26 protein-coding genes are annotated in these 26,465 nt (G+C 65.3%); 16 read left to right on the top strand and 10 right to left on the bottom strand.

Translation table 11 applies throughout. From position 1 onward, the window contains the following. Positions 1 to 4 precede the first annotated feature (4 nt). The 8 genes from AC0KVN_RS22010 to AC0KVN_RS21975 form a co-directional block, all read right to left on the bottom strand. Positions 5 to 412, bottom strand: coding sequence for a nuclear transport factor 2 family protein (locus AC0KVN_RS22010; RefSeq protein ID WP_435568071.1), 408 nt, complete (start codon positions 410 to 412; stop codon positions 5 to 7). A gap of 4 nt (positions 413 to 416) precedes the next feature. Next, positions 417 to 1,580, bottom strand: a complete 1,164-nt coding sequence (locus tag AC0KVN_RS22005) for a sulfotransferase family protein (RefSeq protein ID WP_435568070.1) — start codon at positions 1,578 to 1,580, stop codon at positions 417 to 419. A 21-nt stretch (positions 1,581 to 1,601) separates the two neighbouring features. Further along, positions 1,602 to 2,351, bottom strand: a complete 750-nt coding sequence (locus AC0KVN_RS22000; protein ID WP_435568069.1) for a 3'(2'),5'-bisphosphate nucleotidase CysQ — start codon at positions 2,349 to 2,351, stop codon at positions 1,602 to 1,604. An 11-nt stretch (positions 2,352 to 2,362) separates the two neighbouring features. Continuing rightward, on the bottom strand, positions 2,363 to 4,282 hold the full coding sequence (gene cysN, locus AC0KVN_RS21995; RefSeq protein WP_435568068.1) for a sulfate adenylyltransferase subunit CysN: 1,920 nt from the start codon (positions 4,280 to 4,282) through the stop codon (positions 2,363 to 2,365). A gap of 129 nt (positions 4,283 to 4,411) precedes the next feature. Continuing rightward, complete coding sequence (gene cysD / locus AC0KVN_RS21990; protein ID WP_435568067.1) at positions 4,412 to 5,317, bottom strand: sulfate adenylyltransferase subunit CysD; 906 nt, start codon at positions 5,315 to 5,317, stop codon at positions 4,412 to 4,414. A 23-nt stretch (positions 5,318 to 5,340) separates the two neighbouring features. Beyond that, the gene (locus AC0KVN_RS21985) at positions 5,341 to 6,597 is read right to left on the bottom strand and encodes an MBL fold metallo-hydrolase (RefSeq protein WP_435568066.1); all 1,257 of its coding nucleotides are present in this window, start codon (positions 6,595 to 6,597) and stop codon (positions 5,341 to 5,343) included. After that, on the bottom strand, positions 6,594 to 7,607 hold the full coding sequence (locus tag AC0KVN_RS21980) for a zinc-dependent alcohol dehydrogenase (RefSeq protein ID WP_435568065.1): 1,014 nt from the start codon (positions 7,605 to 7,607) through the stop codon (positions 6,594 to 6,596). Before AC0KVN_RS21980 ends, AC0KVN_RS21985 begins: the two co-directional genes overlap by 4 nt. A 21-nt stretch (positions 7,608 to 7,628) precedes the next feature. After that, positions 7,629 to 8,450: an SDR family NAD(P)-dependent oxidoreductase gene (locus AC0KVN_RS21975; RefSeq protein ID WP_037518837.1), complete on the bottom strand. Its 822-nt coding sequence runs from the start codon at positions 8,448 to 8,450 to the stop codon at positions 7,629 to 7,631. A 151-nt stretch (positions 8,451 to 8,601) separates the two neighbouring features. On the opposite strand from AC0KVN_RS21975, the gene AC0KVN_RS21970 reads away from it, so the two are divergent. From AC0KVN_RS21970 to AC0KVN_RS21955, 4 genes are all read left to right on the top strand, one after another. Further along, positions 8,602 to 9,468, top strand: a complete 867-nt coding sequence (locus AC0KVN_RS21970) for a helix-turn-helix domain-containing protein (protein ID WP_037518834.1) — start codon at positions 8,602 to 8,604, stop codon at positions 9,466 to 9,468. 127 nt (positions 9,469 to 9,595) lie between these two features. Beyond that, on the top strand, positions 9,596 to 10,747 hold the full coding sequence (locus AC0KVN_RS21965; protein ID WP_435568064.1) for a sulfotransferase family protein: 1,152 nt from the start codon (positions 9,596 to 9,598) through the stop codon (positions 10,745 to 10,747). A gap of 3 nt (positions 10,748 to 10,750) precedes the next feature. Beyond that, positions 10,751 to 11,218, top strand: a complete 468-nt coding sequence (locus AC0KVN_RS21960; RefSeq protein ID WP_435568063.1) for a VOC family protein — start codon at positions 10,751 to 10,753, stop codon at positions 11,216 to 11,218. A gap of 95 nt (positions 11,219 to 11,313) precedes the next feature. Next, a complete protein-coding gene (locus AC0KVN_RS21955) occupies positions 11,314 to 11,697 on the top strand; it encodes a VOC family protein (RefSeq protein WP_313230931.1) in 384 nt (127 codons plus the stop codon). A 1-nt stretch (position 11,698) separates the two neighbouring features. Here the strand turns inward: AC0KVN_RS21955 and AC0KVN_RS21950 are convergent, their stop codons facing one another. Then, positions 11,699 to 12,499 (bottom strand): SDR family NAD(P)-dependent oxidoreductase, encoded by an 801-nt coding sequence (locus AC0KVN_RS21950; RefSeq protein WP_423301503.1) that lies wholly within the window; start codon positions 12,497 to 12,499, stop codon positions 11,699 to 11,701. Between the two features lie 259 nt (positions 12,500 to 12,758). Between AC0KVN_RS21950 and AC0KVN_RS21945 the strand changes: the two genes are divergently transcribed. The 8 genes from AC0KVN_RS21945 (at position 12,759) to AC0KVN_RS21910 (ending at position 21,663) form a co-directional block, all read left to right on the top strand. Next, a complete protein-coding gene (locus tag AC0KVN_RS21945) occupies positions 12,759 to 15,188 on the top strand; it encodes a TonB-dependent receptor (RefSeq protein WP_435568062.1) in 2,430 nt (809 codons plus the stop codon). A gap of 209 nt (positions 15,189 to 15,397) precedes the next feature. Beyond that, positions 15,398 to 16,078: a TetR/AcrR family transcriptional regulator gene (locus AC0KVN_RS21940; protein ID WP_010336475.1), complete on the top strand. Its 681-nt coding sequence runs from the start codon at positions 15,398 to 15,400 to the stop codon at positions 16,076 to 16,078. 42 nt (positions 16,079 to 16,120) lie between these two features. Beyond that, positions 16,121 to 17,104, top strand: a complete 984-nt coding sequence (gene acuI / locus AC0KVN_RS21935; protein ID WP_435568061.1) for an acrylyl-CoA reductase (NADPH) — start codon at positions 16,121 to 16,123, stop codon at positions 17,102 to 17,104. A gap of 4 nt (positions 17,105 to 17,108) precedes the next feature. Beyond that, entirely contained in the window at positions 17,109 to 18,785 is a 1,677-nt protein-coding gene (locus tag AC0KVN_RS21930; protein WP_435568060.1) for a class I adenylate-forming enzyme family protein, read from the top strand. Further along, positions 18,782 to 19,681, top strand: coding sequence for a sugar phosphate isomerase/epimerase family protein (locus AC0KVN_RS21925; RefSeq protein ID WP_435568059.1), 900 nt, complete (start codon positions 18,782 to 18,784; stop codon positions 19,679 to 19,681). The genes AC0KVN_RS21930 and AC0KVN_RS21925 overlap by 4 nt, the downstream gene beginning before the upstream one ends. 27 nt (positions 19,682 to 19,708) lie before the next feature. Further along, positions 19,709 to 20,470, top strand: a complete 762-nt coding sequence (locus AC0KVN_RS21920) for an SDR family NAD(P)-dependent oxidoreductase (RefSeq protein ID WP_435568058.1) — start codon at positions 19,709 to 19,711, stop codon at positions 20,468 to 20,470. Next, positions 20,470 to 20,892, top strand: coding sequence for a nuclear transport factor 2 family protein (locus AC0KVN_RS21915; RefSeq protein ID WP_435568057.1), 423 nt, complete (start codon positions 20,470 to 20,472; stop codon positions 20,890 to 20,892). Before AC0KVN_RS21920 ends, AC0KVN_RS21915 begins: the two co-directional genes overlap by 1 nt. Positions 20,893 to 20,970: 78 nt before the next feature. Next, positions 20,971 to 21,663: a CDP-alcohol phosphatidyltransferase family protein gene (locus tag AC0KVN_RS21910; protein ID WP_017501849.1), complete on the top strand. Its 693-nt coding sequence runs from the start codon at positions 20,971 to 20,973 to the stop codon at positions 21,661 to 21,663. Between the two features lie 6 nt (positions 21,664 to 21,669). Here AC0KVN_RS21910 and AC0KVN_RS21905 read toward each other — a convergent pair whose 3' ends face one another. After that, on the bottom strand, positions 21,670 to 22,209 hold the full coding sequence (locus AC0KVN_RS21905; protein WP_435568056.1) for a cupin domain-containing protein: 540 nt from the start codon (positions 22,207 to 22,209) through the stop codon (positions 21,670 to 21,672). Between the two features lie 185 nt (positions 22,210 to 22,394). Between AC0KVN_RS21905 and AC0KVN_RS21900 the strand changes: the two genes are divergently transcribed. The 4 genes from AC0KVN_RS21900 to AC0KVN_RS21885 all read left to right on the top strand — a co-directional run bounded on the left by AC0KVN_RS21900 (position 22,395) and on the right by AC0KVN_RS21885 (position 26,302). Continuing rightward, entirely contained in the window at positions 22,395 to 23,177 is a 783-nt protein-coding gene (locus AC0KVN_RS21900) for a hypothetical protein (RefSeq protein ID WP_435568055.1), read from the top strand. Between the two features lie 100 nt (positions 23,178 to 23,277). Continuing rightward, a complete protein-coding gene (locus AC0KVN_RS21895; RefSeq protein WP_435568054.1) occupies positions 23,278 to 24,015 on the top strand; it encodes an SDR family oxidoreductase in 738 nt (245 codons plus the stop codon). Between the two features lie 51 nt (positions 24,016 to 24,066). Then, entirely contained in the window at positions 24,067 to 25,536 is a 1,470-nt protein-coding gene (locus AC0KVN_RS21890) for an aldehyde dehydrogenase family protein (RefSeq protein ID WP_435568053.1), read from the top strand. A gap of 31 nt (positions 25,537 to 25,567) precedes the next feature. Beyond that, a complete protein-coding gene (locus AC0KVN_RS21885; RefSeq protein ID WP_435568052.1) occupies positions 25,568 to 26,302 on the top strand; it encodes a TetR/AcrR family transcriptional regulator in 735 nt (244 codons plus the stop codon). Positions 26,303 to 26,465: the final 163 nt, after the last annotated feature.

Genomic DNA, 26,465 nt, shown 5'->3' with positions numbered 1-26,465 from the left:
TTGCTCAGCCCTGTTTCGCCGCCATCATCGCCTGGATCAGCGGCTTGATCTGGGCTTCCACCGGCGCCGGGTTGAAATGCTCGGCGACCGAGGCGATCCGGCCGTCGCGGATGCGCAGCAGGAAGACATAGCGATTGGCGAAGGGCTCGCCATTCACCAGCGTGCCGGCCGACCGCACCTCGGCCGCGACCCGGTCCGCTTCGGCCGTCAGCGAATCGACGGTGAAGGTCAGCCCGCCCTGGAACAGCGACCCCAGCATCGCGACGCCGCGCTGATAGGATGCGCGCGGCGCATCGACGCCCGACGTCGTCGTCCAGGCGGTCATGTCGTCGGTCAGCAATTCGTCCGGCAGTGCCGCCGCCGACAGGGCGGCGAAGAAGCGGCGGGCGAGATCATGATGGGCCTGCGTCATCGGATCAGGCCTTCACGGGGATCGAGAAGCGATCGGTATAGGCCTTGAAATGGGCGTGGATCTGCGCCCGATCGAGGCCATAATCGGCCAGGTCATAGCTGTGCTTGCCATGTTTGCCCTGTGGATTGGCGGCCAGCATCGCGGTCATGCCGGCTTCCGCTTCCGCCGTGAACGGTTCGTCGAAGCGAGCATAGAGTTTGCGCATCTCGCCGATCGGGTCGCGCAGCTGGTCGTCATACTGGATGTCCTGGATCGCATCCTGGCCATGCTTGGCGCGATAGGCCAGCATCCGCTCGATCATCAGGTCGAAGGTGCGCAGTTGCGAGCGGCCGACCTCGACCGGGTCGACATCGGCGCTGAACATCTTGCGCACCTGATAGACGAGGGAGCAGGCCGAGCCGACGACATCGGCCGGATCGCGATGGGTCATGACCAGTTGGGCATCGGGATAGACGGTGGTGAGGTCGTCCAGGAACAGCGGATGCCAGGGATTCTTCAGTGTCCAGCGGCCGCCATTTTCTGCCTGCAGCAATTGCAGCAGCCGCTTGTGATAGCGGAAGGCGGGCAGGTAGCTCGTGGCGAACAGCCATTTCTGATAGCTCGGCACATGCAGAACCGAGTCATAATATTGGGCGCAGAAGGACGGCGCCATGGCGAACTGGCACTCGGTCGGGCTGTCGGCATCCTCATGATGGATGGCCGAAATATGCGGCGCATATTTGAGCGACATGTCCAGCCGCGCCTGTTCCGCGACATAGCGCGGGTCGCTGCTGAGCGTGCCGGCCGCAGCGGGCGGCGCCGAATTGAATGCTTCCCAGCGCAGGAAGGACCGGCGAGCCGGATCTGCGTTCAGCAGGTTGATCGTCAAGGTTGTGCCGGTGCGCGGCAGGCCGAAGACGAACATCGGTTTCTCGACCGGCGCGTCGAGCAATTCGGGATGGCGGGCGAGCCAGTCCTCGACCTGCAAGCGGTTGGCGAGCGTCGCGGTCAGCTGCTGCGCCCAGCGGCCCTGCGCCGATTCGGTCAGATGCGCCTCGCGATTGATCGCGTCGACCAGCACGTCCAGCCCTTCCAATATGGCGTCGTCGCCGAGATTGGTGAGGCCGGTCTGGGCACGCGCGGCGGCGACCAGGGCGTCGGCGTCGAGGCCGATGGTGTCGGTGGTCATGATCCTCTTCCCTTCTGTTTTTCAGGCGGCCTGCGCCGCGATCTCGGCCAAGGCCCCCAGCACGCTGTCGGCATGTTCATGCCGACAGATGAGGAGGTCGGGCATGTATGTGTCTTCTTGGTTGTAGATGAGCGGCGATCCATCGATGCGGGATGCATGGAGGCCGTGTGCGAGCGCGACGGCGGCGGGTGCGCAGCTGTCCCATTCATATTGGCCGCCGGCATGGAGATAGATGTCGGCCTGGCCCAGGATCACGGCCATGGCCTTGGCGCCGGCCGATCCCATGGGCACCAGCTCGGCGCCCAGCGCCTCTGCGACCGCGACCGCCTGGGGTGCGGGGCGGGTGCGGGAGACGACCATGCGGAGCTTTTCGGGCGCGGGCGGGATGGCGCGCGGCTGGTCGGTGCGCAGGACGATGCCGTCTTCATGGCCCGGCAGCGCAACCGCACCGATGGTGGCGACGCCGTCGATGGCGAGGCCGACATGGACGGCCCAGTCGGCGCGTTCCTCGCCATATTCGCGGGTGCCGTCGACCGGATCGACGATCCACACGCGGCTGTGGGTCAGTCGCGCCCCGTCACAGGCCATCTCCTCGGAGAGCAACCCATCCTCGGCCCGCTGTTCCCGCAGCGCATGGACGAGGAATTGGTTGGCGGTCTGGTCGCCGGCCTTGCCGAGCGCCTTGGCGCTGAACAGGCCCGAGGCGCGGACCTCCAGCAGCAGGCGGCCGGCGGTTTCGGCGAGATGGGCGGCCAGGTCCGCGTCGGTCATGCTGCCCTCTCTCATTTGAGCGGCATGATCTTGCGGATGATATGCTCGGCGGCCTCTTCCGGCGTCATCTCGACGGTGTTGACCCGTATCTCGGGGCTGGTGGGCGCCTCATAGGGACTGTCGATGCCGGTGAAGTTCTTGAGGCTGCCCGAGCGCGCCTTCTTGTAGAGACCCTTGACGTCGCGCGCCTCGGCGACCTCCAGCGGGGTATCGACGAAGATCTCGATGAACTCGCCGTCCGGCAGCATCTCGCGCACCATCTCGCGCTCGGCGCGGAAGGGGGAGATGAAGGCGGTCAGCACGATCAGGCCCGCGTCGGCCATCAGCTTGGCAACCTCGCCGACCCGGCGGATATTCTCGATCCGGTCTGCCTCGGTAAAGCCCAGATCCTTGTTGAGGCCATGGCGGATATTGTCGCCATCCAAGAGGAAGGTGTGGCGGTTCATCAGCGCGAGCCGCTTTTCCACCTCATTGGCGATGGTCGACTTGCCCGAGCCCGAGAGGCCGGTGAACCAGAGGATGCGGGGCACCTGGTTCTTGAGCTGGGCATGGGCCTCGCGGCCGATGTCGGTCGCCTGCCAATGGACATTCTGGGCGCGGCGCAGCGAGAAGTGGAGCATGCCCGCCGCCACGGTGCGGTTGCTGATCTTGTCGATCAGAATGAAGCCGCCCAAGGTCCGGTTGTCGGCATAGGGCTCGAACGTGATCGGCTTGTCGGTCGCCAGTTCGGCAACGCCAATGGCATTGAGGTCCAGCGTCTTGGCCGCCAGATGCTCCATGGTGTTGACGTTGACGACATATTTGGGCGCCTGGACAGTGGCCGAGACGCTCTGTGTGCCGATCTTGAGCCAATAGGGCCGACCCGGCAGCATCGCCTCGTCATCCATCCACACGATGGTCGCCTCGAACTGGCTGGAGACCTCGGGCGGATTGTCGGCGACCGCGATCACGTCGCCGCGCGAACAGTCGATCTCATCGGCAAAGCACAGGGTCACCGACTGGCCGGCGATCGCTTCGTCGAGGTCGCCATCGAGCGTGACGATGCGACTGATGGTGCTGGTCTTGCCCGAGGGCAGCACCCGCACGGCATCGCCCGGCTTGACCGATCCGCTGGCGATCAGGCCGGCAAAGCCGCGAAAGTCGAGATTGGGGCGATTGACCCACTGGACCGGCATGCGGAAGGGCTTGGCCGCCGCGGTGGTGGCATCGACCTCGACGCTTTCGAGATGGGCCATCAGCGTTGGGCCCTGATACCAGGGGGTGTTGTCGGACCGGGCGGTGATATTGTCGCCCTTGAAGCCGGAGATGGGGATGGGCGTGAAGGCGCTGATGCCGATCGATTGCGCGAACGCGGCATAATCGGCGACGATCTTGTCGAACACGGCCTGGTCATAGCCGACCAGGTCCATCTTGTTGACGGCGAGCACGATGTTGCGGATGCCGATCAGGTGGGCGAGGTAGCTGTGGCGCCGCGTCTGGGTCAAGATGCCCTTGCGCGCGTCGATCAGGATGACGGCCAGGTCGGCGGTGGACGCGCCGGTGACCATGTTGCGGGTATATTGTTCATGGCCGGGCGTGTCGGCGACGATGAACTTGCGCTTCTCGGTGGCGAAGAAGCGATAGGCGACGTCGATGGTGATGCCCTGTTCGCGCTCGGCGGCGAGGCCATCGACCAGCAGGGCGAAGTCGATCTCTTGGCCCTGGGTGCCGACGCGCTTGCTATCGGCCTGCAGCGCCTCGAGCTGATCCTCGAAGATCATCTTGCTGTCATAGAGCAGCCGCCCGATCAGGGTGGACTTGCCGTCATCGACCGAGCCGCAGGTGATGAAGCGCAGCATGGTCTTGTGCTGATGGACGTCGAGATAGGCGTCGATGTCCTGCGCGATGAGGGCATCGGTCTGGTAGATCGGGTCGGCGAGCGTATCGGTCATTGGCTTTGTCCCGTCATCCCAGCGAAGGCTGGGATCTCGTTGATCTTGGGGAGAGGGTCAGCCCGGAGGCCTGAGGCCCCGGCCTTTGCCGGGGTTGACGCTTCGGAACGCTACGCATTCCGTGGCGCGTCAAAAATACCCCTCCTGCTTCTTCTTCTCCATGCCGGCGCCGCCGGCATCCTTGTCGATGGCGCGTCCCTGGCGCTCGGATGTGGTGGTGAGCAGCATCTCCTGGATCACCTCCGACAGGGTGCTGGCCTCGCTCTCGACCGCGCCGGTGAGCGGATAGCAGCCCAGCGTGCGGAAGCGGATCGAGCGCTCGACCGGCACTTCGCCGGGCTCAAGCGGGAAGCGCTCATCATCGACCATCAGCAGCATGCCGTCGCGCTCGACGGTGGGGCGCGGCGCGGCGAAATAGAGCGGCACGATCTCGATGCCCTCGAGCTGGATATATTGCCAGATGTCGAGCTCGGTCCAGTTGCTGATCGGGAAGACGCGGATGCTCTCGCCCTTGGCCTTGCGGGCATTATAGAGGTTCCAGAGTTCCGGCCGCTGGTTCTTGGGATCCCAGCCATGCGAGGCGGTGCGGAAGGAGAAGATGCGCTCCTTGGCACGGCTCTTCTCCTCGTCGCGGCGCGCGCCGCCGAAGGCCGCGTCGAAGCCGAACTTGTCGAGCGCCTGCTTCAACCCTTCCGTCTTCCACATGTCGGTATGGAGCGCGCCATGGTCGAACGGGTTGATGCCGCGGGCCTGCGCTTCGGGATTATGATGGACCAGCAGTTCCATCCCCGCGTCACGCGCGGCCTTGTCGCGCAGGTCGTACATCGCGCGGAACTTCCAGGTGGTGTCGACATGGAGCAGCGGGAAGGGTGGCGGCGAGGGATAGAAGGCCTTCTTGGCCAGATGCAGCATCACCGCCGAATCCTTGCCCACCGAATACAGCATCACAGGCCGATCCGCCTCCGACACAACCTCCCGCAATATATGTATGCTCTCCGCCTCTAGGCGCTCCAAATGGGTAAGACTGCGTGCCATGATTATGCTTCCTGAAATGGGGGTCAGGCGGCCGGGAGCCGCTTGTCGGCGTCGGCGATTTCCGCCTTCAGCCACATGGTTTCGGACAGGTTGGTGCCGCCGCTGCGGGCGAGCAATTGTTCGAGCGCGGCCTTCTTGACGGTCAGCGCCGCCTCATGGTCGGGCGCGACGCCCAGCGCGATGTCGAGCAGGTGCAGCGCCTCGAGCGGGCGCCCGGCTGCGGCATGGACATGGGCGCGCGCGGCGAGCGCCCCGGCACCGCCGGCCAGTTCGACCAGGTCGGGATAGACGGTCGGGCGCGGCACGCCATAAAGGGCGGTGGTGCCATCCTCATAATGGAACCAGCCGGCATTTTCCTCCCAGATGGCGCGGACGACCCAGCTGGTCTTGCCATGGAATTCGCCGATCCGGATATCCTCTGGCAGGACGATCTCGCGCATCAGATCCTGCACAGGACGACCGGCATTCATGCCGGCGATCGTCTCGCGCTCGATATAGGTGACGGCGGCATGCATCCGGTCGAGATCGGCGCGGATCGCGTCTGCACCACGGATCGGATCGCCATGGCCGGTGATGACCAGTTCGGGTTCGAGCGACCGGACATGCTCCAGCGACTGGAGATAGGCGCGCACCAGCCGGGGGCGGTCGCCGCGCATCGTCACCAGATTGGGCATGGAGCGCCACACCGGGCCGAACAGATTGCCGGTGAAGATGATCTTTTCTTCGGGCATCCAGACGAACACCGAGCAGAGCGTCTCGCCGCCCGGCGTCTTCACCACCTCGAACTTGCGGCCACCCTGTTCGAAGGCATGGACGGTCTCGACCATCCGGCCGGGGATGATGCGTGGCGGCTTGGGCGGCGGACCGTCGCGCCGGGTCATCGATGCCCAGAGCTTGCCCGATCGGATGCCGAGGAACGGGCCGAGCCGGTCGAAATACTCTTCCGTGTCGACGAAGTTGACACCCGTGATGACCTGCGTGCCCGGCTCTGTCTGGTCGGGCAGGGCGCCATAATGGTCGGGATGGGCCTGGGTGACGATGATGCGTTTCAGCGCGCCGGTGCGGTGGGGGGCGAACAGCCCCTTGTTGCGCGCGCCATTGCCCAGGAAGCCGGTATTGACGAGCAGGTCGCCATCGCCCGTCGTCACCAGATAGGCGTTGGAAATATCCTTCACCATGAAGATGCTCTCGGTGATCGCCTCCGCCTCGGTCTGGCCCTGTCCAGCCATGACGAGCGCACCCAAAGGCGTCTGCGGTTTCTCGGTGGCTTGCGTGCTCATGCGTCGGCTCCCTCGAACTCGATCATGACCTTGGCGGATTGCGGACGGGCGGCGATCTCCAGCCCCTCCATCACCTGCGCGAAGGGCAATTTATGACTGATCAGCGCCGCGATCTTGTCCTTGAGGCGCGGCATGGCGGCGATCACGTCGGGCATTTCGGTCGGATAGCCGACCGCCGTGGTGATCGTCATTTCCGTCGTCAGCATCGGACCGGCGGGCAACTCGATCGGCTTCATATAGGCGGCGGTGATGACATGGCGGGCATGGGTCTTGGCCATGGCGATCACGTCGGACAGGATGGAGGGCGCGCCGGCCGCATCGATATAGGCGTCGGTCTGCGCCTTTTCGCGGCCGAACACGGTGGTGGTGCCGTGGATCGCCTTGATCCGGGCGATCACATCTTCCTTCGCCGGATTGATCGTGTGGGCGCCGAGCGCGCGGGCCCGCTCCAGCCGTTCCTCGGCCAGGTCGAGCGCGATCACATCCTGGCAACCCCGGTCGATCGCCCACAGCACCATGCCAAGGCCGATCGGACCGCAGCCGAAGATCACGATCTTGTCGCCCGCCCTGGCCTGCGCCCGGTTGACGCCATGCATCGCCACCGACAACGGCTCGCACATGGCGGCGACATCATAGGGGATGCCGTCAGGGATCGGCAGCAGGCTGTCGCCCAGCCGCGCGTCGCGGACCAGCAGTTCTTCGGTAAAGGCGCCCTCCGGCCCGCCGCTGCCGATGAAGCTGGGGGTCATCATCGGGTTGATGATGACGCTTTGGCCGACGCTGACGCCCGCCACTTCCTCACCGACGATCATGATCTCGCCCGCGCCCTCATGGCCGAGCGCGGTCAGCTTGCCGGGGCCGGGAATGCCGCCATTCTTGATATAGCTGAGGTCGCTGCCGCAAATGCCGCAGGCCTTCATCTTCACGACGACGTCCTTCGGACCCGGCTCGGGCCGCTGATAGGCGTCGAGCCGGACATCGTTCACATCATGGATGTTGAGCAGGTGCATCGGGGCGCTCCGTCGATCGGCTCAGAAGGCGTAGGGCGGATAGACGAGGCTGCCGCCGTCGATGACGATCGTGTCGCCGCTATGGTAACGCGAGGCGTCGGACGCGAGATAGGCGCCGATCCCTTCGAAATCCTCGATCGCGCCGGGGCGATGGATCGGCGTCTTGGCGGAGAAATGGGCGTCGACGGCGGCCATGCGGGCCTTCATCTCCTCGCTCATTTCGCCATCGCCGCCGATGCCGGTCTTGATATAGCCGGGCGCAATGCTGTTGGCGCGGATCTCATATTTGCCCAGTTCCGCCGCCATGCCGCGCACGGCGGCGCCCATGCCACCCTTCGACGCGGCATAATTGTTGATCCCGGCAATGCCATGGAACATCGACAGGCTGCCGCAATAGACCAGGCTGCCGCCCGGCTCGCCGGCCTCGGCGCGGGCGACCATCGCCTTGGCCCCTTCGCGCAGGGTGAAGAAGGCGCCATGCAGGTTGACCGCCAGCAGATCATGCCATTCGGCCGAATCCAGCGTCAGCACCGAGCGCGAACGCGAGGCGCGGCCCGAATTGGCGAAGACGCAGTCGATGCGGCCGAAATCGGCGAGCAATGTGGCATAGCCGTCGATGATCGCCTCTTCCGACGCGACATCGACCTGATAGGTTTCGACCCGGCCGGCGCCGGCTTCGCGCAGGGCTGCGGCTGCGGCTGCGTTCTTGTCCGTGTTGCGGGCCCAGATGGCGATGTCGCCGCCCATCTTGGCGACGCCCATGGCGAAGCCCAGGCCGATGCCGCCATTGCCGCCGGTGACCAGCGTGACCTTGCCCGTGCAGTCGAAAAGACCCTTAGCCATTCATCTCTCTCCATAGGGTGCCGCATCGTTGGCGGCTTGCCTGATGGCCCGAGGATGGGGGCGACTCCGGCGCCGACGCAATTGACCAGACTGTCGAGAATGAGCCATAGTGCAGCGATAGGGCCAAACATGGCCAGAGAGCGGGGGAGCGATGGCGGAATCCTATGCCAGGTCGGTTTTCGAGGCCGAGATTGCGGTGCCGCAGGCGCAGGCGCGGATCATGCGGCTCGACCTGGCGGGGCCGACCGACCGCATTTTCCGGCGCGAGCGCCATTATTGGCTCGACATGTGCCTGACCCCCCGGCCCGAGCGGGTGCGCGGCTGCTATGCCGACCATTGGGGGCCGCATCGCTATGAGCGGCTGGGCGAGATTTTCCTGGTGCCGCCGGGGCAGGCCTTGCGGTTGCGGACCGAAGGGCAGGGCAGCCAGTCTTCGGTTGTGTGCGAGATCAAGGCGGAGGCGATCGACCGCTGGCTCGATGGGCCGATCGAATGGACCGACAGTCGGCTCGCCGCCTGTCTCGACATCGCCCATCCGCATATGCGCGCCTGCCTGTTCCGCCTGGCGGAAGAGGTGAACCGGCCGGGGCCGGGCAGCATCGTGCTGACCGAACTGATCGCCGGGCAGCTGGCGATCGAGGTGGCGCGCTACTGCCAGGCGATCGCGGAGGGACCGGCGACCGGGGGGCTTGCCACCTGGCGGTTGCGGCGGATCGACGAGCGGCTGCAACTGGGCGGCGCGGCGCCCTCGCTGGAGGAACTGGCGACCCTGTGCAACCTGTCGGTGCGGCAACTGACGCGCGGCTTTCGCGCCAGCCGGGGCTGTTCGATCGGCGACTATATCGTCCAGTGCCGGATCGATGTCGCCAAACGCTATCTGGGGTCGAGCGAGAGCATCAAGGAGATCGCCTTCGCGCTTGGATTCGCCTCGCCCTCCAGCTTCGCCTTCGCCTTTCGCCGTGCCACCGGGGCGACGCCGCGCCAGTTTCGCCAGCATCTGACATCGCGCCCGCGATAGCGGCTGGCCGCGCGCTTCTGATATGGCCCGATGTCGATAGTCCGTCCCGTTCACTTGATCGGGCAGCATTGGCGCGCCTCGCCCGGCTGCCCATGATGGCGGCAAAAGACATCAGGAGAGACATGCCATGGGCGCTGCTTTGGTTGCCGACGCGCTGATCGACCGCGCGATCAAGGCCACCGGCCTCGATCGCTTCGATTCCGACAGTTATCGCGAAGGGCTGGACATATTGCTGGCGGACGCGAACCAGGCCGGCCTGTCGGACAGCGGCCATGCGCGGATGGAGGCCAATGTCGTCGACCTTCTGTCCAATCGCCTCAGGACCACCGATTATCTGGCGCAGCGGCCCGAACTGCTGGAACGGCCGGTCGAACGACCGGTCTTCGTCTTCGGCATTCCCCGCACCGGCACCACCCTACTCAGCAATTTGCTGGCCTGCGACCCGGCCCGGCGCTCGCCACTGACCTGGGAGATTGACGAACCGGTGCCGCCGGCGACCAGCGCGACGCTCAAGAGCGATCCGCGTGCCATCGCCCGGCTGGAACAGGAAAAGGCGATGCTCGCCGCCCGGCCGGAAATGGGCAAATATTATCGCAATTCGGCCGTCTATCCCAATGAATGCATCTTCTTCATGGCGCATGATTTCAAGGCGCTGGCGCTGGAATCGCGGGGGAAGCTGCCCAATTATCGCGACTGGCTGTTCTCGACCGACATGACGTCGGCCTATGACTATCACAAACGCTTCCTGCAGTTGCTGCAGGCCGATGCGCCGGGCGTGTGGAACCTCAAAATGCCGAGCCACAGCCTGTGGATCGAGACGATCCGCAAAATCTATCCCGACGCCCGCTTCATCTGGACCCATCGCGATCCCTACACCGCCATGGGCAGCTTCTGCTCGATCATCAGCCTGGGGCAGATGGCCTTTACCGGTCGGGTCGATCCCGAATGGCTGGCGGAAAATTGCACCTATCAGGCGCGGCTCCATGCCGACCGCATCATGGATGCGCGCGAAAAACTGGGTGAGGAAAGCATGGTCGACGTCCATTATGCCGACCTCACCAGCGATCCCATCGGCACGATGCGGCGGCTCTACGCGGCGCTGGGCGATGAGTTCACGCCGGAGGCGGAGGCCGCGATGCAGGCCTGGCTGGACGATAATCCGCAGGGCAAGTTCGGTCGCCACGACTATAAGCTCGCCCAATATGACCTGTCGGTGGAGCAATTGGCGCCGCATTTCGAGCGCTATCTTTCGCGCTATGACGTCGCGCGGGAGGGCTGAGCCATGCTGACCGGCCATCATTTCCAGAACGCCTATGTCACCCGCAATGTCGACAAGGCGGTCGAACAGTTCCGCACGCAGGCCGATGTCCGCACCCTCTCCGAAATCGAGGTGCCGGTGCAGTTGTGGACGCCGCAGGGCGAGGGGCAGGGCGTGCAGAAGCTCGCCTTCGTCTGGGTCGATGACATGCAGTTCGAACTGATCCAGCCGATATCGGGGGATGTGCTGGCGCTCTATCGCGATGCGCTGCCCGCCGATGACCGGCTTGTCTTCCACCATATCTGCAACCGGGTCGATGACTGGGCGGCCTTCATGGCGCGGGTCGAGCAGCAGCCCTATCCGGTGGTGCTCAAGGGCGGGACGCCGGGCATGTTGAAGTTCGTCTATCTCGATACCCGGCCGTGGCTTGGTCATTATGTCGAATATGTGTGGATGGGGCCGGACCGCTGGCGCGGCATGGGGGGCCTCTAGAGCGCGCAGCGCGCTCTAGATCTTTGTTGTCGCATCGCTGTTGCGCAAAACCGGTTCCCACTTTTGCGCGCGATGCTTTGAAAGGGAGAGCGAATATGATCAGCATGGCCCGTTTCGGCACCCGCGACCTCGATGGCGCGAAACGTTTCTATGACGGCATTGCCGAACTGCTGGGCGCGGTGCGCGCCTATGACCGGCCCGATCTGGTCGCCTACAAGACGGCCGAGGGCGGCATGCTGCTGATCGGCATTCCGTTCGAGGGGGATGCAACGCCGGGCAATGGCAATCAGGTCGGCATCCAGGCGGACAGCCGGGCACAGGTCGATGCGGTCCATGCCCGTGCGCTCGAACTGGGCGGCAAGTGCGAGGGCAGGCCCGGCATTCGCGGTGATGATCCCAACGGCTTCTATGGCGCCTATTTCCGTGATCTCGACGGCAACAAGATGACGATCTTCCGCTTCGGCCCGCCCGACGCCTGATTCACAGCAGGCTGCCGCCGTCCACCGGATAGACCTGGCCGGTGATGAAGCCGGCCTGGTCGGACGCCAGATAGACGGCAAGCGAGGCAACCTCCTCGGCAAAGGCGACCGGGCGGCCCAGCACCGTCTGGCGCGACCGCTTCTCCATGTCCTTCGGGCTGGTGCTGGCAAAGGCCCGGCCGAAGAAGTTGCGATCGGGGTGGAATCGGCTGCCGCTGGAGAAGGCGGCGGGATCGCGCGACACGGTGCCATAGGGGGCGACGCAATTGACGCGGATGCCGTGCGGCCCGACTTCCTTGGCCAGCACCTTGGTAAAGCCGTGGACTGCCGCCTTGGCCGCCGAATAGACCGGCAGCATATAGTCGCCGACGATTCCCGCGGTGGAACCGATATTGACGATCGCGCCCGCCTTGCGCGCGATCATGCCGGGCAGTGTCGCATGAGTCATGCGCAGCAGCGTGCCGAGGTTGAGGTCGATGTCGCCGGCCCAGCTCGCCGGATCGGAATCGACGAAGAATCCCGCGCCGATATTGCCGCCGACATTGTTGACCAGGATCGCGACCTCGCCCAGCGCGGAGGCCGCCGCCAGAATCTGCCCCGGCGCGGCCGGATCGCTGAGGTCGGCCGCCACGAAACGGGCGTCCTGCGCGCCGGTGGCGATCGCCTGCTCCACCAGCCGGGCGCCAGCCGCCTGGTCGCGCCCCACCGCGACCAGCTTCACCCCTTCGGCCGCCAGCCCCAGGCTGATGGCGCGGCCGATATTGGCGGTCGCGCCGGTCACGATCGCGACCCTGCCCGTCATTTGCATGTCCATTGCGCTCTCCCCTCTCATGCGCCATCGGCTGGCGATCATGCAGGGGGAAAGGGCAGGCGCAAATCGCCTGGGGGATCAGTGACGATCTGGTGGAATCGCGATGGCGATATGTCGCCATCTGCAAGGCGGCCGGGCTTCTCGGGCCGCCAATATCAGGCATAACGAGAATCAACCAAAGCAAAAAAAGATCACTGCATCAATGGTGACTCAATAGTCAACATGATGTTTATTTGGGGAGGCTTCACTTATGAATCGCATGTCGGCCTATTATTTGATCGGCGCGAGTGTCGCGGCACTCACCATCGCGACGCCGGCTCTTGCCCAGGCGCCCGAGGAGCAGGCTGCAACCGGCAACACCGGTTTCGACGCCCAGATCATCATCGTCGAGGCGCGTCGTCGCGGCGAAGACATTCAGGACGTGCCCGCGGTGGTCAACGCGGTCACCGAACAGGCGATCGGCAACCTCAACATCCGCACCTTCAACGAGGTCCAGGCGCTGGCGCCGGGCCTTGAACTGACCAACAATGCCAATGGCATCGGCGGCAATGCGCGCCTGCGCGGCGTGAATTTCGACGCCAATGCCAGCGGCAACAGCGGCACCATCCAATTCTACTTCAACGACGCTCCGCTCTCGCCGGGCGCCGTGCTGCAGCAGATGTACGACATCGGCCAGATCGAAGTGCAGCGCGGGCCGCAGGGTACGCTGCGCGGCCGCGCTTCGCCGTCGGGTTCGATCACCATCACCACGCGCAAGCCCGACCTTAACCAGTTTGGCGGTTTCATCGACTGGACCGGCAACGATATCGGCACGCTCAACTTCAAGGGTGGGCTCAACCTGCCGATCATCGAAGGGATCGCCGGCATCCGCGTGTCGGGCGTCTGGAACGAGGATGATGCCGATCGCGTTCGCCCGATCAGCGGCGGACCGAGCCCCTGGTCGCGCACCAAGAGCACGCGCATCGTCGGCACGATCGAGCCGACCGACTGGCTGAAGCTGGAGGGCACCTATCAATATATGGACCGCGATGCGCGGACCTATGACCAGGCGATTTCCTTCAGCGAGGCCAATCCCGACGCCACGCCCAGCCCGGTGCTGATCACGGCCAAGGATCGCCTGTCGATCCAGGAGCAGCCGCGCAACATCAACCAGCGCTTCGACATCTTCAACTGGCGGTCGGAACTGGCCTTTGCCGGCCAGCGCCTGATCTATCAGGGCATGTATACCAAGCAGAAATTCCATTCGACCGACAATGTCGACGATGGCAATTTCTTCGTCGGCCGCGACGTCAACCAGGTCACCGACACGGTGGCCAAGGAAACCTCGCATGAAATCCGGTTGCAGAATGAAGAACGCGTCTTCGACATGTTCGACTATGTCATCGGCTTCTTCGACGACCGGCTCAACCCGCCGACGCACCTGACCTCGCCGACGATCGTGCGCCTGCCTGCGGCGCTTGGCGGTCGGATTGCCTCGATCGTGCAGACCGAGATCGATCGCACCGGCAAGTCGCACGAACAGTCCTTCTTCGGCAACCTGACCGCCCATTTTGGCGAGGCGACCGAACTGGCGGGCGGCCTGCGCCAGATCAAGTACAAGTCGAACAACTATCTGGCGGTCAACGGCAACACCATCGCCGCGGATTCGCAGGATGCCGACAAGCTGATCTACAGCGCGTCGATCAAGCATAATTTCACGCCCGATTTCCTGGTCTATGCCGCCACCGGCAGCTCCTTCCGTCCGGGCATCAACGTGGTCGGCGACTTCAACATCGCGCCGTCGGCGCTGGAGCGCTCCTTCCTCGACCTGCCGCCCGAAACCTCCAAATCCTATGAGCTGGGCTTCAAGAGCACGCTGATGGGCGGGCGGATGCGCTTCAACGTCACCGCCTATCACCAGAAGTACAAGAACTTCCCCTATCGCGTGCCCAACAACGGCGTTTATTATGTGAACACCGTCGCCGTCCGCAATGCGGCCGGCCAGGTGACCGGCACCGCGCAGCAGGTCGGCTCGTTCAACTTCGTGGGCGCCGTCCCGGTCGAGGTGAACGGCGTGGAAAGCGAACTGGGCTTCGACATCACCCGCAGCTGGAACGTCAATCTGACCGGCAGCTATTCGCTCGGCAAGATCAAGAACGGCACGATCCCGTGCAACGACCTCAACGGCGACGGCATCCCCGATCCGGTCGGCAATGCGCCCAGTCTGGCGGAGCTGCAGGGGGCGGTGGGCGCCGACAATCTGTCGGCTTGCGCCGTGAGCCAGCGCGCGGCCTTCCTGCCGCCGATCACCGCCACGTTGCAGAGCGAGTTCCACACGACCATTTCGGGCAAGACCGACGGCTTCATCCGTGGCCTCGTCAATTATAACGGCAAGTCGAAGGGCGATCCGGGCAATAATTATGACGATGTCAGCGCCTATGCGCTGGTCAATCTCTATGCCGGTATCCGCGACCCCGATGGCGGCTGGGAAATCTCGCTGTTCGCCAAGAATCTGTTCGACACGACCAAGGTGCTGACGCGGACCACCCCGCTCTTCACCGGCTATCAGCAGATCACCGGCTTCACCGCGACCGGCGCAACCACCGCAGCGGCGACCTATACCAGCACCTATACCGGTGCCACGGTCACCCCGCCGCGCGAATTCGGCGTCAATCTGCGCTTCGCCTTCGGTTCGCGCTGATCCATCCGCGCCAAGGGCCAGACGATCGGCCGGGCAGCCCCAGGGGGTGCCCGGCCGATCGGCGTTTGGGGCCATGGCCTTCGCGGGAGCGATGAGGGTGCGGCCGCCGGGCCGCAGCGATTGACTCTGGCCCCGGAGCGGGCAGGGATGGAGCCGATCAACAGGGCTGATCATTATAGGCTCTGAACGATCAACCTAGGTGAGGCAGCATGACGGACATTCGGAAAAGGCGCGCCCGCGATCCCGTGGCGACCCGCGAGGCCATATTGGAAGCCGCCCGTGCGCTGCTGGCCAAGGATGGGCCGGATGGCGTCAGCCTGTCGGAAGTCGCCCATCTCGCCGGCGTCAATCGCGGCACCGCCTACCAGCATTTCGAAACCCGCGAGAAGCTGATCGAGGCGACCGCGGACTGGGTGTCGGAACGCATGTTCCGTTCGGTCTTCGGCGATCCCGAGACGATCGGCGAGCGCCGGGTCGAGGAAGTCGACATTGCCGACACCACTGACCGGCTGGCTTTGTTCGCGATGGACAATCCCGAGCTTTGCCGCATCTGGCTGCTGCAATTGCTGGCCTCGCCCGATCCGATGGCGGATCCCTTCTGGCGCGAATATGAAGGTTCGCTCCAGCGCTTCGCCAACAGCGATCTCGCCGAAGACGGCGTCGATGCCGAAGTCCTGTCGGTGCTGATGCTGGCCGGTGCCTTTCTCTGGCCGATCTGGGCGCGCAGTCATGCGCGCGAAGAGGGGGAACGGCGCGCACTTGGCCGTCGCCTCGCCCAGGAATGCCTGCGCCTGTGCATGTTCGGATCGATGCGCAGCGACAAATTCCCCGACATTGCCGAGCGGCTCGGCCGTCCGCTCGCGCCGCTCCCCAGGGTTGCCCAGGGATAGGCTGCCCGACTTCCCTTTCTCTCTTCAAGAAGGACCGACCGCATGTTTTCCGCCATCCTGATCGAAAAGACCGACGACAAGCAGAGCGTGTCGCTCGCCCAGGTCGATGAGGCGCAGCTGCCCGAGGGCGATGTGACCATCGACGTCGATTATTCGACCCTGAACTACAAGGATGGCCTGGCGATCACCGGTGCCTCGCCGGTGGTGCGCAAATTCCCGATGGTGCCCGGCATCGATCTGGTCGGCACCGTCCGCAGTTCCGACCATGGCGACTGGAAGGCCGGCGACAAGGTGGTGCTGAACGGCTGGGGCGTGGGTGAGGGCCATTGGGGCGGCCTCTCCCAGGTTGCCCGGCTGAAGGGTGACTGGCTGGTGCCGCTGCCCACCGCCTTTACGCCGAAGCAGGCGATGGCGATCGGCACCGCCGGCTACACGGCGGCGCTCTGCGTCGAGGCGCTGGTGAAGGCCGGCGTGACCCCCGATCAGGGCGAAATCCTGGTCACCGGCGCCACCGGCGGCGTCGGCAGCGTCGCGGTTGCCCTGCTCAAGAAGGCGGGCTTCACCGTGATCGGCTCCACCGGCAAGTCGGCCGAGGGCGACTATCTCAAGACGCTGGGCGCCGACGGCGTGATCGACCGCGCCGAACTGTCGGAAAAGAGCAAGCCGCTGCAGAAGGAACGCTGGGCCGGCGTCGTCGACTCGGTCGGCAGCTTCACCCTCGCCAATGCCTGCGCCCAGACCCGCTATGGCGGCGCGGTTGCGGCCTGTGGCCTTGCCCAGGGCGCCGATTTCCCGGCGACCGTCATGCCCTTCATCCTGCGCGGCGTGCGCCTGCTCGGCGTCGACAGCGTGATGGCGCCCAAGCCCGTGCGCCTCGCCGCCTGGGCGCGGCTGGCCCGCGATCTCGACCCGGCGCTGCTGGAGGTGATCGCGCAGGAAATCAGCCTGGGCGACGCAATCGGCGTCGCCGCCGACCTGCTCGCCGGCAAGGTGCGCGGCCGCGTCATCGTCGACGTCAACCGCTAAGCCGATGGCTGCGCTCTCGATCGTCGCCGGCCCGCCTCTTGCTGATGAGGAGGGCCTGGGCACGCTGACGCTCGGCGGCTGGCTGCGTGAGGTCACGCAGGCCCATGCCGGGCGGGAGGCGCTGGTCTTCCACGGACCCGATGGCGTGGTCCGCTGGAGCCATGACGATCTGTGGGCGCAGGCCAATGCGGTCGCCCGGTCGCTGGTCGCCTGTGGCGTCGGCAAGGGCACGCGCGTCGGCGTGCTGATGACCAACCGGCCGGAATTCCTTTCGGCGGTGTTCGGCGTCGCGCTCGCCGGTGGCGTCGCCGCCACGCTCAGCACCTTCTCGACCCCGGCCGAACTCGACCATCTGGTCCAGTCCTCGGCCTGCTCCGTGCTATTGCTCGAACGCGCGGTCCTGAAGAAGGATTTCGGCGCGATCCTCGCCGATCTGGAACCGGCGATCGGCGTCGCGGGCGACGGCCGGCTGGTCTCCACCCGCTTCCCCTTCCTGCGCCATCTCGCTGCGGTCGATGGGGCGATGGGCCGGATCGAGGGCTGGAACGACTTCCTCGCGCGCGGTGACGCGGTCGATCAGGCGCTGGTCGACGCAACCGCCGCCACCGTCATGCCGGCCGATCCGGGCGTGCTCTTCTTCTCCTCCGGCTCCACTGCCAAGCCCAAGGGCATCATCAGCGCGCATCGCGGCCCGACCCTGCAGCTCTGGCGTTGGAAACGCTTCCTGCAGGCGAAGCCCGATGCCCGCGCCTGGTCGGCGAACGGCTTTTTCTGGTCGGGCAATTTCTGCATGGCGATCGGCGGCGCGCTGACCGGCGGCGGCAGCCTGATCCTGCAACAGACCTTCCAGCCGGCGGAAGCGCTGAGCCTGATGGAAGCGGAAAAGGCGACCATGGCCTTCGCCTGGCCGCATCAATGGGCGCAACTGGAAGCCGCACCCAATTGGGGCGATGTCGACCTGTCCTCGCTCTATTATGTGAACCCGTCCAATCCGCTCGGCCGCCATCCGACCGTCAGCACCGACTGGCAGGAGCCGATGGCTGCCTATGGCAATACCGAAACCTTCACGATCAGCTCGATCTTTCCGTCCGGCACGCCCGAGGAACGGATCGCCGGTAGCCATGGCGCGCCGCTGCCCGGCAATATCTTCAAGATCGTCGATCCGCTCACCGGCGCGGTCGTGCCGCTCGGCGAACGGGGCGAGATCGCGGTCAAGGGACCGACCTTGATGCTGGGCTATGTCGGCATCCCGCTCGATGACTCGGTCGATGGCGAGGGCTTCTTCCGCACCGGCGATGGCGGCTGGTTCGACACGGAAGGACGGCTGCACTGGGAAGGGCGGCTCAACGACATCATCAAGACCGGCGGCGCCAATGTCTCGCCGATCGAGATCGACAGCGTCATCAAGACCTGTCCGGGGGTGAAGGTGACCCAGACCGTGGGCGTGCCGCATGAGACGCTGGGTGAACTGGTAGTCACCTGCATCGTCCCGCATGCGGATGCCACGCTGGACGAGGATGGCATCCGCGGCTTCGCCAAGGAACAACTGGCCAGCTTCAAGGTGCCCCGCCGCGTCCTCTTCTTTGCGGAAAGCGATCTGGAACTGACCGGCAGTGCCAAGATCAAGACCGCCGATCTCAAGGCATTGGTAGTCAAGCGGTTGGAGGTCGACGCGGCGTGACCGACCCGGCCGGGCACTTGCGGGCGCCGCAATGCCTTGGTCGCCGGTCGCTGCTGCTGGGCGGCAGCGCGGCCTTGCTGCTGCCCGGCCAGGCGGCGGCGAGGCGCGGCGCATCGACGCTGGGCCTGGCCGACACGACCGTGCGCAAGGAACTGGCGCGTGACTATGCCGGCACGCTGCGCGCCGTGGCGGCGATGGGCTATGGCCTGTTCGGCTTACGCCTCGCTTCCTATGTCGCCAACGATCCGTCCGAACCCACGCCGCAGGACAAGGCCCGCATGGTGCGCGACGCCGGCATGGCGGTGGGCGTGGTCCGGCTCGGCGTGCGCGGCGCGGACTATGACCGGCAGTTCGATCAGGCGGCGGCGATCGGCGCGAACATCGTCGCGCTGACCACTGCGCCGATCTTCATCGCCAGCCGCACCCTCGGCCAGACGACGCGCGCCGCGCTCGACGCCTATATCCCGCAGCTCGCGGCGCTAGGGGAAAAGGCGAAGGCGGCCGGCCTGACTCTCGCCTATCATAATCACTGGTATGATCTGATGCCGATCGACGGCGACCGGCCGCTTGACCTGATGGCCAGCCGGATCGCGCCGGACCTGCTCTCGTTCGAAATCGACCTGGCCTGGGCCTGGTATGCTGGTGTGGCGCCGCTCGATCTGCTGGCGGCGCTGGGACCGCGCGTGGTGTCGATGCATCTCAAGGACATCGACCGGTACCATGGCACGGCGATCACCGACCATGCGGTCACGCCCGGCAGTGGCGAGATGGGCTATGCCGCGCTGATGCCGCGTATCGCCCGGCTGACCCGCGCGACCGGCTATGTCGAGGTCGACAATCCCGAGGATGGGCTGGCGGCTGCACGCGCCGCCATGGCCTATCTGCGCGGGCGATAGGGTTTCAACCAGAATAGGAGGCAAAGGATGGCGGGACGTTTCGCGGGCAAGACCGTGCTGGTAACGGGCGGCGCGGCGGGGCTGGGGCGCGCTTATGCGCTTGCCTTTGGCGGCGAGGGCGCGCATCTGATCCTGGCCGACATCAACGAAGCGGGGCTGGCCGAGAGCAAGGCGCTGGTCGAACAGCTTGACGTGACTGCCACCGTCCATCGCGTCGACATGAGCGATGAAGCCGATATCCAGGCCTTCGCCGCTGACGTGCTGGCCGTCCATGACCGGCTGGATGTGCTGATCAACAATGCCGGCCTGCATCTGGGCGAGATTGCGCGCGGCTTCTTCGGCCTGGGCCAGGCCAAGTGGCAGCATTATTTCGCGGTCAACACCATCGGCCCGCTGCTGCTGGCCGAAGCATTGCGGCCGGCATTGGCGAAGGCGAAGGGCGTCATCATCAACAAGTCGTCGATGGCCAGCTACAACCCGGCCACCGCCTATGGCATCACCAAGGCCGCGCTCAACATCTTCACCCATGCGATGGCGATGCAGTTCGGCCAGGACGAGATACGCTGCGTCGGCATCGCGCCGGGCCTGATGGCGACCGAGGCGGCGCAGGACGGCGTTGCCGCCGACAATTGGGAACGGCTAAAGGGCATGCAGTCGGTCAAGCGCCAGGGCACGGCCGAGGATATCGCCAATCTCGGCCTGTTCCTCGCCTCCGACGAGGGCAGCTTCATCAATAATCAGGTGATATTGTGCGACGGCGGCAACCAGATGCGCGGTTTCCGTTTCTGATGGCCGCGCCCGACTTTGCCGACTGGCTGGCCATCGCCAATGTGAAGGCGCGCTATTGTCGCCTGCTCGATACCAAGGACTGGGACGGCTTTGCCGCGCTGTTCACGCCCGACTTCCGGCTCGACGCGACCGGATCGGGCGGGCCGCTGCTGGAGGGACGCGATGTCGCGATCGCCAGCGTCCGCGCCTCGATCGACGCCGCGCGCACGGTCCATCATGTCCATTCGCCCGAAATCGCCATCGACGGCGATGAAGCGAACGCCATCTGGGCGATGCAGGACCATCTGGTCTGGCCCGATGGCCGCAGCCTGATCGGCCATGGCCATTATCATGAACAATATCGCCGGGAAGACGGCCAATGGCGCATCGCCCGATCCCGCCTCACCCGGCTGGCGATCGACATGAAGGCGCCGCCGGCCTGAACGGGAAGGCGGGCACCCTGTCGTCATGTGTGGGGGATGTTGCCTTGTCCGCGCCACATATCTCCTCGATAAGGGATCATGACAGATCAAAGACATGATGCGGCCACGACGCTGGACCGCATCCAGCAAAATTTCCTGGCACGCTCCGAACGCCAGCTTCTCACCTGGCTGTGCGCGCATATGCCGCGACAGGTCACGCCGGACCTTTTGACCCTGCTGGGGCTGATCGGCGCGCTGATGACCTTCATCGGTTATACCGCCAGCAATGTCGGTGCATCCTGGCTGCTGCTCGCGATCCTGGGCTATGTCATCCAGTGGTTCGGCGATTCCATGGATGGCAGCCTGGCGCGCTACCGCCGGATCGAACGGCCCTCCTATGGCTATTTCATCGACCATAGCTGCGATGGACTGGTGACCTTGCTGATCCTCGCCGGCATCGGCCTCAGCCCCTATGTCACCATGGATGTCGCCCTGGTGGCGCTCGCCGGCTATCTGCTGCTGTCGATCCACGCCTATCTGTCCGCCCGCGTGCTGGGGGAGTTCAAGCTCTCCTATCTGTCGGCCGGCCCGACCGAATTGCGGCTGATGCTGATCGCGCTGACGGTGATGATGATGGTGCTGGGCGACAAGCCCGGCCTGTTCGGGCGCTGGTCTGGCTTCGACATTTTCGTCGGCACGGTTGGGGTGATCCTGATCATCCTGTTCGTCGGCCAGACGCTGGTGACCGGGCGCCGCCTGGCCGCGCATGAGGCGGCAAACGGCCGGGGCTGATCGCCCCTATCCGCCGTCGGCTTCGGGTCCGAAGGACAGGCCCGACGGCGGCGTTTCGCCTGTCCAATGGGCGCGCTGCGCCGTGACCTGCGCCACCGCCCGGTCCCAATAGGCGCGGTTGTTGGCGAGCATTTTGATGTCGAAGCTGTCGGCGCCGCGAAATTCCAGCACCTCGACGCCCTGGGCGCCGGGCACATAGGTGTAGGGGACGTTGGCGCCGACGAAGAAGCCGTCGCCCGCGCCCAGTTCCTCCGTGCCGATGCGCAATGATCCGGCGAGGATGAAATAGAGGCAGTCGACATCATGGCTGTGGCGCGGCAGCGGGAAGCCGCTGCGGAACCAGGCATGGGTGAGGCTGAGGCCTGGCATGGAAAAGAGCAGCTTCACTCGCGTCCCTTCCAGCATGCCGGCCTCGACCGCGGCGATTGATCCTGCCATCTCGATCGGCGTCGGCGGCACCGTCGCCATCAGGCCGCTTTCCTCGAAATCGGTCGCATCCTTCGCGCGGAACAGGGCGAAGCGGGGCGCGGCTACGGGGTCGGTCATCACGCGTCCTTCCGACATGATTGCCGCGCCAGGATGGGGAGCGCTGCCGACAGGGTCAATTCGCGTCCGCCTCTCAATGCCCCGGCGATCATTGGCCGGCGGATCTGGCATGTCCGGGGCATCCATGCTGGATTGCCGCCGCACACAGGGTCGGGACCAGCCGGCCGGGCAGCCGGGGACGAGGAATGAGCCTGTATACTACCATCCATCTGCACAATGTCGCGGCCGGCCGCGCGGAGGATTATGCGCGCTGGTTCGACGGCGCGCATCGGGAGGATCTGGCCCGGCTGCGCGGCTTTCGGTCGGCCGATCGCTATGAGGTGACGCCGCAGCAGATCATGCCCGACATTCCCCAGCCCTGGCGCTTCCTGTCGGTCTATGAGTTCGACTATGCCGCGCCGGAGATCGACCTACCAGCGCTTGCGCCCTTGCTAGCCGATGCGCGCGACGCGGGGCTGATCGACGACAGCAACGAAAGCGAGCGCATTCACAGCTATGCGATGTATTCGGACTGGGTCGCCAGCCCCAATCACCAGCCCGACCAGCCCTTTTCCGGGGTGTCGATCATCCTCGCCAATTTCGTCGCCGGGCGGGAGGCGGAATATCATCACTGGTATGACATGGTTCATGGCCCCGAAGTGACGCGCGTGCCGGGCAAGGTGGCGATGAAGCGCGGGCGGCTGTCGCCGCTCCAGGTCGAACCGCGCCGCTATTGTCCCGGCAGCGACCTGGTCTTCTGTGCCCAGCAGACCGACGACCTGCTGTTCACGGTCAAGGATTTCAGCGCCCGTGCGCGCGGCGTCAGCCCCAGCGGCGTCGCCTTCCAGCCGCGCTCCTCGGCCGGCTCCTTCGCCCGCACGGTCCATTATTTTGCCAAGGTGAGTGGCGCCCGCTTCTGGCCGGGCGGGATCGCCTATGATGGCGACCTGTCCGTCTATCCGGCCGATTTCGCGCGGCCGGCGGGCTGAATTTCCCAACTATCGCGCGCGCGATGCGGCGCCATCTTGCCGCGCCGCGGACGACATGCGCAAGTAAATGCCAACAGCACAAGAACAGGTGGAGCGAGAGGTGAGCAAGGTCATCGTCATTACCGGTGCGGGCGACGGGCTGGGACGCGCATTGGCGCGGCGGTTCGCGCGCGATGGCGAAACCGTCATCCTGCTGGGCCGCACCCTGTCGAAGGTCGAGGCGGTCGCGCAGGAACTGGGCGCACCCCATTTCGCGGTGGCATGCGATGTCGGCAATCCCGATTCCGTCCGCGCCGCCTTTGCCGCGATCGCGCAGCGTCATCCCAGGATCGACGTGCTGATCAACAATGCCGCCATCTACGAACCCTTCACCCTGGCCGAGGTGCGCGACGAGCAGATCGCAGCATCGCTCGCCACCAATGTCGCCGGCCCGATCCATTGCGCGCGGGAGGCGCTGCCGCTGCTGCGCGGGGGCGGCCATATCATCAATGTCACCAGCGAATCCGTGCCGCTGAAAATGCCGATGCTGTGGCTTTACGCCGGCGGCAAGGCGGGGCTGGAACTGATGTCCGACATGTGGGCGCGCGAACTGGAGCCCGAGGGCGTGCGCGTCACCGTGGTCCAGGCCGGCATGATGATGGACGAGACCAAGACCGGCAGCAGCTGGCCGATGGATGTCGCGATCCGCTTCGCCCAGGAAAATGCCAAGGTCGGCCTCAACCTGCGCGAGCGCGGCATCAGCCATTATAATTCGGTCACAGACGTCTTCCGCGCCGTGCTCGACATGCCGGCGGACCTGCACATCGGATCGGTCGCCCTGAGCGCGCGCAAGCGCTGACCGGGCGACTTATCCACAACATCCACAGAAGTTATCCACAGGAAGGCGATCATGGCCACTCTTCCCGAAGCCAAGCTCTATATCGACGGCGTGCTGCGCGGTGCCGAAGGCGGCAAGACCTTTGACGTGATCGGTCCCTGGACCGGCGAACCGGTCGGCACCGCCGCCGATGCCTCGCCCGCCGATGTCGAGGCCGCGATCGTCGCTGCCCGCCGCGCCTTTGACGAAACCGACTGGTCGACCAATGTAGACCTGCGCGTCGCGCTGGTGACGAAGCTGCGCGACCTGTTCCAGGCGAACAAGGAACGGCTGTCGGATCTGGCCCGGCATGAGGCCGGCGCCGCCATGGGCGCGGTCGGCCGTGCCCATGTCGACATGGCACTCGACGGCTGGGACGATTATCTGGCCGTCTTTCCCAAGCTGGAATGGGAAAAGGATTATGGCGGCCGCACCGGCTATGGCTTTGAAAGCCTGCGCAAGGCGGTCTATGAGCCGGTCGGCGTGGTTGCGGCGATCACGCCGTGGAACGTGCCGCTCTATGTGAATGTCGGCAAGGTCGTGGCCGCGCTGCTGGCCGGCTGCACTGTGATCCTGAAGCCCGCGCCCAACACGCCTGGCATGGGCGCGATCTTCGGCGAACTGGCGGCGGAGGCGGGCTTCCCCGCCGGCGTCATCAATGTCGTGTTCGGCAGCGACCCGGCACTGGCCGGCGAGATGCTGGTCACCGATCCGCGCGTCGATCTTGTCTCCTTCACCGGATCGACGGGCGTTGGCAAGCGCATCATGGAACAGGGCGCTGCCACGCTGAAGCGCGTCTTCCTGGAACTGGGCGGCAAGTCGGCGAAGATCGTGCTCGACGATTCCGCCAATTTCGCGATGGACGTCGCCCAGACCATGCTGGTCTTCCATGCCGGCCAGGGCTGCGCCGTCCATTCGCGCCTGCTGGTGCCGCGCAGCCGCTATGAGGAGGCGAAGGCGATCCTGAAGCATGCCTATGCCAGCTTTGGCGACAATTGGGGCGTTTTCGACAATCCCCAGCACATCATGGGGCCGGTCATTTCCAAGCGGCAGATGGAGCGGGTGCTGTCCTATGTCGATATCGGCCAGGCCGAGGGCGCGACCCTGCTGGCCGGCGGCAAGGCGCGGCCGGACAAGGGCGGCGGTTATTTCATCGAGCCGACCTGCTTCGTCGACGTCACCAACGACATGCGCATCGCCCAGGAAGAGATTTTCGGACCGGTGCTGGTGGTCATCCCGTTCGAGGATGATGCCGATGCCGTGCGCATCGCCAATGAAAGCAGCTATGGCCTGTCGGGCGGCGTCAGTTCGGGCAATCTTGACCGGGCGATCAATGTCGCCAAGCAGATCCGCAGCGGATCGATCAGCGTCAATGGCGGCATGTGCATCGCCGGCGACTTGCCTTTCGGTGGCTACAAGGCCAGTGGTATAGGCCGCGAATGGGGCCTCGAAGGGATCGAGGAGTTCCTGGAAACCAAGCTGATCGCCTGGCGCGCCGCCTGAGGCGCGCGACGGGGCATGGATAGGACGGGTTTTGACGGCAAAGGCATCGATTGCGGCGGACGGGCCGTCGGAACCCAAGGGCCGGGGACGGGCCACCAAGGCGCTGAGCCATAATCTCAATGGCCAGCGCCTGGGTCGCAAGGGGCGCGACACGCGCGAGCGCATCTTGGCGGCGACCAATGAATTGCTGGCCGGGCCGGTGGATGTCGAAATCTCGCTGAGCGCGGTCGCGCGCCAGGCCTCGCTCGGCATGACGTCGCTCTATAATTATTTCTCCGACCTCACCGAATTGCTGCTCGCCGTGCTGGAGCCGGTGATGGCCACGGCCGAGGCCGACTATGTCGGCCTGCTGCGGACCCGATGGAGCGAGGAGGAACTGGGGGAGAAGGCGCTGGCCTTCGTCACCGCCTATCATGGCTTTTGGGTCAAGCACTCCCGCCTGCTCCACCTGCGCAACAATATGGCCGATCGCCAGAATGAGCGGATGATGCTGCATCGCGTCCATGCCGCCCAGCCGGTTATGCGGCTGCTGGTCGACCAGATGGACGGCGGCAACGAAGAGGCCGGATCGCCGGTGTTCAGCATGGGCACCGCGCTGATGACCGGGCTGGAGCGTGTCGTCACCGTCACCACCGACATGGCGCTGCAGAATATCCTCCATTCCCCGCATCCGCTGGCGCGCACCCATTTGCTGCGGGCCGAGGCGCGGCTGATGGAACTGGGCATCCGCGACTATCGCGCGATGCTGCGCGACACGCGCGCCTGAGAGCTGCGCGCGTTCGACTTATCCACAGGCTTATCGACAGAAGTTATCCACAGCTTTTCCCACGCCTATCTGTGGGAAAAGCTGTGGATAAGTGTGTGGGCAGATGAAGGCGCTTGGCATGTGTTGGAAAATCCGGCCGTAGCCGGATTGCCGCACCAGCCCA

It is taken from the genome of Sphingobium sp. SG1 (genome assembly GCF_057063145.1).
This window is presented reverse-complemented; position numbering and strand designations above follow the sequence as displayed.

What these genes read in the sequence shown, in the direction of transcription:
- AC0KVN_RS22010 (WP_435568071.1), bottom strand. Translation starts at nt 412, where the DNA reads ATGACGCAGGCCCATCATGATCTCGCCCGCCGCTTCTTCGCCGCCCTG.
- AC0KVN_RS22005 (WP_435568070.1), bottom strand. Translation starts at nt 1,580, where the DNA reads ATGACCACCGACACCATCGGCCTCGACGCCGACGCCCTGGTCGCCGCC.
- AC0KVN_RS22000 (WP_435568069.1), bottom strand. Translation starts at nt 2,351, where the DNA reads ATGACCGACGCGGACCTGGCCGCCCATCTCGCCGAAACCGCCGGCCGC.
- cysN (WP_435568068.1), bottom strand. Translation starts at nt 4,282, where the DNA reads ATGACCGATACGCTCGCCGACCCGATCTACCAGACCGATGCCCTCATC.
- cysD (WP_435568067.1), bottom strand. Translation starts at nt 5,317, where the DNA reads ATGGCACGCAGTCTTACCCATTTGGAGCGCCTAGAGGCGGAGAGCATA.
- AC0KVN_RS21985 (WP_435568066.1), bottom strand. Translation starts at nt 6,597, where the DNA reads ATGAGCACGCAAGCCACCGAGAAACCGCAGACGCCTTTGGGTGCGCTC.
- AC0KVN_RS21980 (WP_435568065.1), bottom strand. Translation starts at nt 7,607, where the DNA reads ATGCACCTGCTCAACATCCATGATGTGAACGATGTCCGGCTCGACGCC.
- AC0KVN_RS21975 (WP_037518837.1), bottom strand. Translation starts at nt 8,450, where the DNA reads ATGGCTAAGGGTCTTTTCGACTGCACGGGCAAGGTCACGCTGGTCACC.
- AC0KVN_RS21970 (WP_037518834.1), top strand. Translation starts at nt 8,602, where the DNA reads ATGGCGGAATCCTATGCCAGGTCGGTTTTCGAGGCCGAGATTGCGGTG.
- AC0KVN_RS21965 (WP_435568064.1), top strand. Translation starts at nt 9,596, where the DNA reads ATGGGCGCTGCTTTGGTTGCCGACGCGCTGATCGACCGCGCGATCAAG.
- AC0KVN_RS21960 (WP_435568063.1), top strand. Translation starts at nt 10,751, where the DNA reads ATGCTGACCGGCCATCATTTCCAGAACGCCTATGTCACCCGCAATGTC.
- AC0KVN_RS21955 (WP_313230931.1), top strand. Translation starts at nt 11,314, where the DNA reads ATGATCAGCATGGCCCGTTTCGGCACCCGCGACCTCGATGGCGCGAAA.
- AC0KVN_RS21950 (WP_423301503.1), bottom strand. Translation starts at nt 12,499, where the DNA reads ATGACGGGCAGGGTCGCGATCGTGACCGGCGCGACCGCCAATATCGGC.
- AC0KVN_RS21945 (WP_435568062.1), top strand. Translation starts at nt 12,759, where the DNA reads ATGAATCGCATGTCGGCCTATTATTTGATCGGCGCGAGTGTCGCGGCA.
- AC0KVN_RS21940 (WP_010336475.1), top strand. Translation starts at nt 15,398, where the DNA reads ATGACGGACATTCGGAAAAGGCGCGCCCGCGATCCCGTGGCGACCCGC.
- acuI (WP_435568061.1), top strand. Translation starts at nt 16,121, where the DNA reads ATGTTTTCCGCCATCCTGATCGAAAAGACCGACGACAAGCAGAGCGTG.
- AC0KVN_RS21930 (WP_435568060.1), top strand. Translation starts at nt 17,109, where the DNA reads ATGGCTGCGCTCTCGATCGTCGCCGGCCCGCCTCTTGCTGATGAGGAG.
- AC0KVN_RS21920 (WP_435568058.1), top strand. Translation starts at nt 19,709, where the DNA reads ATGGCGGGACGTTTCGCGGGCAAGACCGTGCTGGTAACGGGCGGCGCG.
- AC0KVN_RS21915 (WP_435568057.1), top strand. Translation starts at nt 20,470, where the DNA reads ATGGCCGCGCCCGACTTTGCCGACTGGCTGGCCATCGCCAATGTGAAG.
- AC0KVN_RS21910 (WP_017501849.1), top strand. Translation starts at nt 20,971, where the DNA reads ATGACAGATCAAAGACATGATGCGGCCACGACGCTGGACCGCATCCAG.
- AC0KVN_RS21905 (WP_435568056.1), bottom strand. Translation starts at nt 22,209, where the DNA reads ATGACCGACCCCGTAGCCGCGCCCCGCTTCGCCCTGTTCCGCGCGAAG.
- AC0KVN_RS21900 (WP_435568055.1), top strand. Translation starts at nt 22,395, where the DNA reads ATGAGCCTGTATACTACCATCCATCTGCACAATGTCGCGGCCGGCCGC.
- AC0KVN_RS21890 (WP_435568053.1), top strand. Translation starts at nt 24,067, where the DNA reads ATGGCCACTCTTCCCGAAGCCAAGCTCTATATCGACGGCGTGCTGCGC.